Origin of the sequence: Polaromonas sp., from assembly GCF_012927415.1 — a bacterium.
GTDB lineage: Bacteria > Pseudomonadota > Gammaproteobacteria > Burkholderiales > Burkholderiaceae_C > Polaromonas.
In genome coordinates this window covers 1-3,750 of record NZ_JABBPF010000175.1, presented here as the reverse complement: position 1 = coordinate 3,750, position 3,750 = coordinate 1, and the positions used below count along the sequence as shown (strand labels likewise).

Here is a 3,750-nt window from a genome sequence, read left to right as displayed (position 1 = left end):
CGGCTGGCCAGGAAATTATCGCCAAGATCCTGAAGTTCGACACCGAGAAAAACCGCGTGTCCCTGGGTCTGAAGCAGATGGGCGACGACCCATGGATGGGCGTGAACCGCCGCTATCCGCAAAGCACCCGCCTGTTCGGAAAGATCACCAACATTGCCGACTACGGCGCGTTCGTGGAACTCGAGCCAGGCATCGAAGGTTTGGTTCACGTGTCCGAGATGGATTGGACCAACAAGAACGTGGCACCAAGCAAGCTTGTCGCCCTGGGCGACGAAGTCGAAGTCATGGTCCTGGAGATCGACGAAGACAAGCGCCGCATTAGTCTGGGCATGAAGCAGTGCAAGGCCAACCCATGGCAGGAATTCGCCGTGGAAACCAAGCGTGGTGACCGTGTCAAGGGCCCGATCAAGTCGATTACCGACTTCGGCGTCTTCGTGGGTCTGGCTGCCGGTATCGACGGTTTGGTGCATTTGTCTGACCTCTCGTGGAACGAGCCCGGCGAAGCCGCAGTTCGCAACTACAAAAAGGGCCAGGAAGTCGAAGCGATCGTGCTGGCTGTCGATGTGGACCGCGAGCGTATCTCCCTCGGTATCAAACAGCTTGATTCCGACCCGTTCACCACGTTCGTGTCGATCAACGACAAGGGCGCGATCGTGACCGGCAAGGTCAAGACGGTTGACGCCAAGGGTGCTGAAATCGACCTCGGCGAAGACATCATTGGCTATCTGCGTGCCAGCGAAATCAGTCGTGACCGCGTGGAAGATGCGCGCAACGTGCTGAAAGAAGGCGACGAAGTGTCGGCTGTCGTGGTGAACGTGGACCGCAAGACCCGCAACATCCAGCTGTCAGTCAAGGCCAAGGACAACGCTGACCAGCAGGAAGCTATGGCTTCCTTGAGCCAGCAGTCCTCGCGCGAAAGCGCCGGCCTGACCAGCCTGGGTGCCCTGCTGCGCGCAAAGCTGGACAGCAACGAGAAATAAAGTCTTTGCGGGACAGACCCCATGATGCGGCTATGCCGCTCATGGGTTTCTGTTCCCAACCGGATATTCCTGCATGACCCGAAGCGATCTCGTAGAAGAACTGGCAGCCCGATTCGGCCAACTCACGCACCGCGATGCCGAGTTTGCCGTCAAGACGCTTCTTGATTCCATGAGCGACGCATTGGTACGCGGGAACCGGATCGAAATCCGGGGCTTTGGCAGTTTTTCCATCAATCGTCGTCCGCCTCGCATGGGACGGAATCCCAGGTCGGGAGAAAGTGTGGCCATTCCTGAAAAGCGGGTGCCGCATTTCAAACCGGGAAAGGCGTTGCGGGAAGCTGTCGATGCCCGAACCGAAGAATTGCTGACACTTCCGAATTCTGGCTAAGGTCTGCTGGTTTTCTCCTGATGGCTGGCTACAATCGCCAGACCACTAGGGGGGTTGCCAGTGAAATACTTGATGTGGCTGCTTAAGGCAGCCATTTTTTTTACGCTTTTTGCTTTTGCACTGAATAACCAGCAAACGGTTGCGGTGCATTTCTTTTTTGGCACCCTGTGGCAGGCGCCGCTGGTGCTGGTGGTTCTAGCCACCTTCGCCTGCGGACTTGCGCTGGGCGTATTTGTGATGATGCCGCGCTGGTGGAAAAAGCGCAAATCCGCTTCACGCCACCCCTTTGCTGCTTCCACACATGGAACTGACGAAAATCCCGCTACGCTTCACCATGGAATTTGATTTCACCTGGGTCCTGTTGGGGTTTCCTGTCGCCTTCACCTTGGGCTGGCTGGCCTCGCGTCTGGATCTCCGGCAACTGCGTATTGAAAATCGGCAAGCACCCAAAGCTTATTTCAAGGGCCTGAACTTTCTGCTGAACGAGCAGCAGGACCAGGCTATTGATGCGTTTATTGAGGCCGTCCAAAACGACCCTGATACTTCCGAATTGCACTTTGCGTTGGGCAACCTGTTTCGTCGGCGCGGGGAATACGAGCGCGCCGTGCGGGTGCACGAACACCTGATGTCGCGCGGTGATTTGACCCAGCCTGAGCGCGACCGCGCCCAGCATGCATTGGCGCTTGACTTCCTGAAAGCTGGCCTGCTGGACCGCGCCGAGGCGGCCCTGCGCAAACTCGAGGGTACGCCATTTGAAGAAGAGGCGCGGCTTGCCCTGCTGTCCATTTATGAACGTTCGCGCGACTGGACCAAGGCCACGGAGATTGCAGCCCGCTTGGGCAAATCCAGTCTAGGCAGCTTCAGCACCCGGCGAGCTCACTATTTGTGCGAGCAAGCCATCGCTTCTGCCGCTGCTGGCGATAGCGGCAAGGCGGTGAGCACTTTGATGGAGGCGGTTGCGATGGCACCCGCTTCAGCCCGTCCCCTGATTGATCTGGCCAAGCTGCAAAACCAGTTGGGCCAGCCCCAAGATGCTTTGCGCACCTTGCTCGAGCTTGAAAAAACCGTACCGCAGGCACTGCCTTTAGCGGCGGGGATGATGGCCAGCATCGCGCAAGACAGTGGCCAGCAGCAAGGCATGCTGGAGCTTTTGACGACTAGTTATGAGCAAACGCCTTCAATCGACGTGATTGAGGCGATTGTCAAGCTTGAAGAAGACCCGGTCGCATCCCGACGATGGTATGCGAAACATCTGGAACGCGAAGCCTCCCTGGTGGTTGCCAGCAAATGGTTTGCCGGCGAAAAGCTCGAGGATGAACATCACCACGCACTGGTGCAACGCGCGCTGGATCAGGCCACCAAACCACTGATGCGCTACCGCTGTGCCGCCTGCGGCTTCGAGGCCACCCAACACTTCTGGCACTGCCCCGGCTGCCAGGCTTGGGACAGCTACCCCGCGCGCCGTATCGAAGAGCTTTAGTACCATGACAACGCACCTGACCGCAGAAAACCTGTCCGCCGCCCGTGTTCTGGTCGTTGGGGACGCCATGCTGGACCGCTACTGGTACGGCGCGGTAGACCGCATTTCACCCGAGGCACCGGTGCCCGTCGTACGCGTGACACGCACCGAGGAGCGCATTGGCGCGGCCGCCAACGTCGCCTACAACATCGTGACGCTGGGTGCGCAGGCTTCACTGTTAACCGTAGTCGGCGAAGACGAAGCCAGCCACCAACTGGAAGCCCTGGTTGCCAAAACTGGCATCAGGCCCTACTTCGGCCGCGACGCCAGGCTCAAAACCACCGTCAAACTGCGTGTGATCGGGCGCCAGCAACAGCTGCTTCGCCTGGACTTTGAAAACACACCCGAAAACGAAGTGCTGGCATCGCAGTCCGCTGCCTTTGAAGGGCTGTATCCGCAGCACGACGTAATATTGTTCTCCGATTACGGAAAGGGCGGTCTGGCGCATATCGTCGCGATGATTGCGCAGGCTCGCGCCTCCGGCAAGGTGGTGCTGGTCGACCCCAAAGGCTCGGACTACGCCCGCTACAAAAACGCGAGCGTTATCACCCCAAACCGCGCGGAACTGGAACACGTGATTGGCCCCTGGAGCGATGAGACGGAGTTGCGCACCAAAACTGAAAACTTGCGCGCCGGGCTGAACCTGCAAGCCGTACTGGTCACCCGCAGCGAACAAGGCATGACGCTATTCGACGCCCAAGGCCAACTGCATGTGCCCGCAGTGGCCAGAGAGGTATTTGACGTCACTGGCGCTGGTGACACCGTGATTGCCACACTCGCCGCTCTGAGCGCTGCCGGCATGAGCCTGCGAGACGCGGTGCCCATCGCCAACCGGGCCGGCGGTCTTGTGGTCGGCAAGTTCG

Annotated in this window: 5 protein-coding genes; all 5 read left to right on the top strand. The window is 58.9% G+C overall.

Features of this window, described 5'->3' with window-relative positions; translation table 11 throughout:
- The coding region (locus HHJ19_RS14680) for a S1 RNA-binding domain-containing protein (protein ID WP_296908617.1) at positions 1-980 on the top strand (980 nt) is incomplete at its 5' end.
- A 73-nt stretch (positions 981-1,053) separates the two neighbouring features.
- Entirely contained in the window at positions 1,054-1,368 is a 315-nt protein-coding gene (locus HHJ19_RS14675; RefSeq protein ID WP_296908616.1) for an integration host factor subunit beta, read from the top strand.
- Between the two features lie 60 nt (positions 1,369-1,428).
- On the top strand, positions 1,429-1,713 hold the full coding sequence (locus tag HHJ19_RS14670) for a lipopolysaccharide assembly LapA domain-containing protein (RefSeq protein WP_296908615.1): 285 nt from the start codon (positions 1,429-1,431) through the stop codon (positions 1,711-1,713).
- The gene (gene lapB, locus HHJ19_RS14665) at positions 1,703-2,848 is read left to right on the top strand and encodes a lipopolysaccharide assembly protein LapB (protein ID WP_296908614.1); all 1,146 of its coding nucleotides are present in this window, start codon (positions 1,703-1,705) and stop codon (positions 2,846-2,848) included. Before HHJ19_RS14670 ends, lapB begins: the two co-directional genes overlap by 11 nt.
- Before the next feature lie 4 nt (positions 2,849-2,852).
- A partial coding sequence (rfaE1, locus tag HHJ19_RS14660; RefSeq protein WP_296908613.1) for a D-glycero-beta-D-manno-heptose-7-phosphate kinase occupies positions 2,853-3,750 on the top strand: 898 nt, incomplete at its 3' end.